The following is a 5513-nucleotide window of genomic DNA, read 5'->3' on the forward strand; positions in this document are numbered from 1 at the left end:
CCCCCCCCCCCCCCCCCCCCCCCCCCCCCCCCCCCCCCCCCCCCCCGGGCCGGGGCCCCCCCCACGGCTCCACCGCCCGTGCCGCCCGCTGAAGCCATCGACGGTCGCCATCGTACGGTCAGACGACGGGCGTCACACGCACGGTGACGTCCTCGCGAGCGATGCCGATCTGGATGTCGATCGTGTCGGTGTCGAGCGGGAGCTCCGGACGCGAATAGGTCAGGATGTACTGGCCCGCGATCTCGTTGGCGATCTCCAGCAACGGTGTCGCGAGGCCGGCGCTGGCATAGGTGTTGACCAACCGGCCGCCGGTGCTCTGCGACGCCGTCTCCAGCGCCATCAGCCAGTCGCGCGTCTCACGGGCCATGATCGAGTTGCGCATGTTGTTGTCGGCGGTGCCGCTGAAGGCCGACGCGCGATCGAAGACGCCGCGTCCCACGATATCGAAGGAGGCGCTGCTCCGCAGCGCCACGATGTGCACCGGCGCACCGATGGCCTGCAGCACGCCGACGACCTGCTGTACCGGGCGGGCGGAAGTGTTGGGCGACTCGGTGGCGAACGCGCCCGGCACCTGGTCCGAGGTGATGATAACCAGCGTGGGCCGGCTCGGCTGGCGATTCTGGATGTCGCGCACCGTCTGTATCAGCGCGTCCTGGAAACGTGGAATCGCCCCGACGGCCGGGAAGACCCGGTCAACCGCCTCCTGCATCACGCTGAGGCGCGTCGTCGGAGGCACCACCCGCACCGGCAGGTCGCCGAACGTCATCAGCGACATCCGCGCGTAGCCGTCGAGCGCAACGACGAACTCGCCCAGCGCCCGCCGGACGTGGGTGGTGGACGGCACCACCCCCTCGCTGGTGTCGACCAGGATCGACACGTCCGCCGGGCCGCTCGGGCGCGCCAGGTACAGCACCTCGCGCCGCACGCCGTTTTCCGCCACGGAGATCTCGTACGGCCGCAGATCGACGACGGGGTTCCCGTCGTCGTCCAGCACCGTCAGGTAGAGCTGCTGCGCGGACTGCGCAGGAAGGACCGCGTCCACTGCCATCCAGAGCGCGAGAACGGCGGCGGCGGCGACGAACGGGCGCAGACGCGACGAATGGAGCGATCGCGTGGACATCGCCATGGCGGTTCTCCTTGGCTCCCGAGTCGGTTCACTATACGCGAAGTCGGTCGGAGGACGAGCGCCGGAACGGACGACAGCCGCCCGCACCGTGCGCGCTTCACAGTACGGGCGTGACGCGAATGGTGATGCCCTCGCGCGCGACGCTCAAGCGGATGTCGACCGGGTCGGCATCGGCCGGCAGCTCGGGACGGAGGTAGGTCAACACGTACTGGCCCAGGATCTCGTCGGCGATGGCGGCGAGCGGCGCATCCAGCCGGGTGTGGTTGGCGACGGTCGCGAACCGGCCCCCGGTGCGCGCCGCAATCTCGGCGAGACTTCCCAGCAGATCACCGGGCCGCCGGCGCAGCGTCACGATGTGGATCGGCGTGCCCATCCGCGTCAGCGGATTCAGGTAGTCCCGGACGTAGAGCTCCGAGGGCTGGCGGCTCGCGACGGACGACGTGACCGCGACGATGACCGGGCGTCGCGGCGACTCCTCGGCGATTCTCCGACGAGCTTCGATCAACGCGTTCTGGAAGCTGTTGTTGAATCCGGGACTGGGAAACAGCCGCGCGATCGCCTCGCGCATCTCGGCCGTCCGCATGGTGGGCGCCACGACCCTCCTCGGCGTGCCGCCGAACACCATCAACGACATCCGTGCGCTGCCCGCCAGCGTGTCGACGAACCCCAGCAACGCCCGCCGCAAGTGGGGCGTCGCGGAAACGAGGTTCCGACTCGTATCGACCAGGAGAAAGACATCGACCGCCGCGGTCGGCCGCACGAGGTGCATCACCTGCCCCGGTACGCCGTTCTCGGTGACGGTCACGTCGCCGGGCTGCAGATCGACGATCGGGACGCCGTCCCGATCGAGCACCGTGAGGTAGAACTGCTGCGCCGTCTGCGCCGGCAACACGGGGTGCACCTCGACGCCAACGACGAGGAGGGCGGCGATGGCGACGAAGCGGCGAAGATGCGAAGCACGGCGCCGGGGCTCGGCACTCGGTCCCTGCGCACCGCTCGCAGCCGCCCGGCCGACGATCACGGCATGGCGTCGGCCGGCCACGGCGTACGGCATGGCTCACCCCGTTCGTAGCGCCGGAGATTCACGCGCAGACGCCGAACCACGTCCGGCAACCGGGCCAGCTCGGCCGCGCCGATCAGCGCTCGCTGCACTTCGGCGGCCTGGCCGAAGCGGCCGACCTCGGCGAGGGTCATCGCCATCGTCTCGCCGAGATCGAGGGTCGGCTCCGGTTCCGCGTCCATGACCTGCTCGACCAGCGTCATCGCCCGCCGGCCGTTGCGGATCGTCGGGTCGGGCGCGGCGGCGAGCAGCCGGGCCAGCGCGTGCGCGAAGGAGGTCTCCCGGGGAAACGCGTCCATCGCGGTCGCCAGGCGGTCGTGCGCCTCGCGGTAGCGCCCGAGCTGCACGAGGGCCATCGCGTATCCGAACCGGGCCTCGAGCGCGTCCGGGTTGGTGCGCAGCACCAGCTCGTAGTACGACAGCGACGACTCGGGATCGCCCGCGCGCCGCAGGCTGATCGCCATCCGCAGGTGCACGGCATCGTCTCCGGGCCGGTGGCGCAGCGCGGTCCGGAACCGTGCGACGGCCTCGGCATGTCGTCCCGTCTCCTGCAGAAGCACGCCGATGCTGTAGTGCGACGGGAAGTAGTCGGGGGTGGTCCGCACGACCCGCTGGAACTCGGTCATCGCGCCGTCCAGATCGCCGGTCATGAACAGCGCCGTGCCGAGCCGGTGCCGCAGCCCCGGGTCGTCGGGATCCAGCTCGAGCCCCTGCCGGAACTGCGCGATCGCGGCCGGCCATTCCTGCCGGTCGAGCGACTCCAGGCCGCTGTTCTCGTAGGTGCCGGCAGTCGTGAGGAGCGAGTCGAGCGCGGCCATCAGCGGGTCCGCCGGCCGGATTTCGGCATTCTCGCGCTGCCGCAGGTGCTCTTCGGCCTTCGCGTCGTCCCCCAGCCCCCGATAGGCCATACCGAGCGGGTAGTGCACCGCACCGATTTCCGGGTTGCGCGCCAGGATCTCCTCCAGCAGGTCGGCGGCGCGGCGGAAGTCCTCCTCGAGCAGCGCCGTCCGGGCCAGACCGTAGCGCGCCGACAGCGACGACGGAAACAGCGCCAGCGCCTGTGCGAAGAGCGGCTCGGCCTCGTCGGGCCGGCCCTGCTCCAGACGGATGTCGCCGAGCCAGAACAGCGTCGTCGGATCCTCCGGCTGGATGCGGAGGACCTGCTCAAAGAACGCGGCCGATTCGTCCAGCGCGCCGCGGTCGCGGTACAACTGCGCGAGGTAATAGGGCCAGCGACCGTCGTCCGGGGCCAGAGCCGCCGCCTCGCGCAGGCACGGCTCGGCCTCATCGGTGAACCACGCCGCCATGAACGTCATCCCCATCACGCCGACGGCCTCGGCCGCCAGCTCCTGCGGGAGACCGGCCCGCTCGTCGCGCGGCGGCAACGCGGCATGGCGGTCGCGAACCTGCGTCCGCACCGATTCGCCCACGCGGGCGAGATCCGGCAGCGCTTCCCCGCAGGATGCCGGCGCGGCCGTGGCGGCCTGCGTTCCGGCCGCCACGTCCGCCGGCGCCTGCGAGTCCCGGGAGGCAGGCCCGTTCGGTGCGGAGCATCCCGCGAGCAACGCCGCGAGCCCGAGGATCGCCGCCGGCCGCAGCATCGCGGCCGGCCCTTCGGCCCCGGACCTCCATCGTCCCGGCATCAGGAACTCCCCGTTCCCTGCTCGAGCGTGGTCCATCGGTCGACCTCGACGTCGTCCCAGGTCTCCGTCCGCCCGTCCGGCCAGTGCACCTCCACCGCGGGCCGGCCGTCCGAGTCCCCGAGTCCGACGAGTACGCGCGGATCGTTGGCCGAGGCGTAGCTGCCGTCCGAACGCGCGCGGCGCCACCGGGTCGGCTCGCCGGGACGACGCACCGCCACCCGGGCCCCGAGCATGTCCCGCCCCCCGGCGCCGGCGAGCCGCAGCCCGATCCAGTGCCGCCGGTTGCCGACCCGATTGATGAGCAGCCGCACGGGGCCGGTGTCGTTACCCACCACCACATCGACGTCGCCGTCGTTGTCGACGTCGCCGAAGGCGGCGCCGCGACCCGTCTCCGACAGCTCGAACACCGCGCCGGCGGCCCCGGTCACGTCCTCGAAGGTGCCGTCGCCCAGGTTGCGGAACAGCGACTTGCGCTGGTCGTACGGGAACGGACGATCCGCCGGTCCGGGACTGGCGATGACCGTACCGTTGACCGCCAGCAGGTCGAGCCAGCCGTCGTTGTCGTAGTCGAACCAGGTGGTGCCCCACCCGGTGTAGGGCAGGCTGCCGGCGCCGAGCCCCGATACCGTGCTCCGATCCCGGAACGACGCCGTCCCGTCGTTCACGTAGAGGTTGTTGCCCTCGTTCGTGATGTGGGTCATGAAGAGGTCTTCGTCGCCGTCGTTGTCGTAGTCCCCGGCGTCCACGCCCATGCTCGCCTCGGCCAGCCCCATCCCGCTCAGGGCCGCCCCGGCCAGCAGCGCCACGTCGCGGAAGGTCCCGTCCTGCTGGTTGATCCACAGCAGGTTCTCGGTGGCGTCGTTGGCCACGTAGATGTCGATCCAGCCGTCGCCGTCGTAGTCGGCGACCACGACGCCGAGGGCCGGGCCGAACTGGCCTCCCACGAGGGCCGAGTCGCTCACGTCGACGAACCGTCCGTCGCCGGTGTTGCGGTAGAGATGATCGGGCGTCCCGCCGTAGGTCTCCGGCGGGCAATAGTCGCTCGCGCCCGTCACGTTGGAACACTCGATCGTGTTGTCCAGCGCGTAGTTGACGTTGTGGCCCACGTACAGATCGAGCCAGCCGTCCCGATCGAAGTCGACGAACGCGGCCGAAACGCCGAATCCCGGCGCGCCGTCGATCCCGCCGGCAGCCGACGCCTCCCGAAAGGTGCCGTCTCCCTGGTTCAGATACAGGCTGGCGGGGCCGAAGTTGGTGAGGAGCAGGTCGGTCCAGCCGTCGTTGTTCACGTCGCCGGCCGCCACCCCGAGTCCGAACCCGTCCGCGTCGATCCCGCTCCCCGCGGTAACGTCCGCGAAGCGCAGCGTCCGCGAGCCGTCCGCCGCCACTTCCAGGTCGTTGCGGTAGAGTCTTCCCCGCAGCGGCAGCGCCCCCTTCGGCGGCGCAGGCGCGCCGGCCGCGGTCGCGCCCTGACCGAGGACCCGCCCCTGCACCAGGTAGACGTCGAGGTCGCCGTCGTTGTCGTAATCGAGCAGGCCGACGCCGGGGGGCAGGATCTCCGGGTAGTAGAACTCGCCCGACGCACCGTTGAAGTGCACGAAGTCGAGGCCGCTGTCGGCAGCGCCGTCGACGAACCAGTCGCCCGCCGCCCCGGACCCCGCCCCCGCATCCACGAGGCCTATCC

General features: G+C 71.2%; 4 protein-coding genes. All 4 read right to left on the minus strand.

Translation table 11 applies throughout. From position 1 onward, the window contains the following. Window positions 1–118 precede the first annotated feature (118 nt). The gene (locus tag F4X11_04465; GenBank protein ID MYN64266.1) at window positions 119–1126 is read right to left on the minus strand and encodes a VWA domain-containing protein; all 1008 of its coding nucleotides are present in this window, start codon (window positions 1124–1126) and stop codon (window positions 119–121) included. Between the two features lie 97 nt (window positions 1127–1223). Continuing rightward, window positions 1224–2180: a VWA domain-containing protein gene (locus tag F4X11_04470; protein ID MYN64267.1), complete on the minus strand. Its 957-nt coding sequence runs from the start codon at window positions 2178–2180 to the stop codon at window positions 1224–1226. Next, window positions 2144–3865, minus strand: coding sequence for a tetratricopeptide repeat protein (locus tag F4X11_04475; protein MYN64268.1), 1722 nt, complete (start codon window positions 3863–3865; stop codon window positions 2144–2146). The genes F4X11_04470 and F4X11_04475 overlap by 37 nt, the downstream gene beginning before the upstream one ends. Then, a partial coding sequence (locus tag F4X11_04480; protein ID MYN64269.1) for a CRTAC1 family protein occupies window positions 3829–5513 on the minus strand: 1685 nt, incomplete at its 5' end. The genes F4X11_04475 and F4X11_04480, both read right to left, overlap by 37 nt.

The sequence above is a fragment of the Acidobacteriota bacterium genome, from assembly GCA_009861545.1.
Lineage (GTDB): Bacteria > Acidobacteriota > Vicinamibacteria > Vicinamibacterales > UBA8438 > WTFV01.

Bases quoted from the DNA above. Each gene is read 5' to 3' on its own strand.
- F4X11_04475 (MYN64268.1), bottom strand. From the start codon at position 3,865: ATGGACCACGCTCGAGCAGGGAACGGGGAGTTCCTGATGCCGGGACGA.
- F4X11_04465 (MYN64266.1), bottom strand. From the start codon at position 1,126: ATGGCGATGTCCACGCGATCGCTCCATTCGTCGCGTCTGCGCCCGTTC.
- F4X11_04470 (MYN64267.1), bottom strand. From the start codon at position 2,180: ATGCCGTACGCCGTGGCCGGCCGACGCCATGCCGTGATCGTCGGCCGG.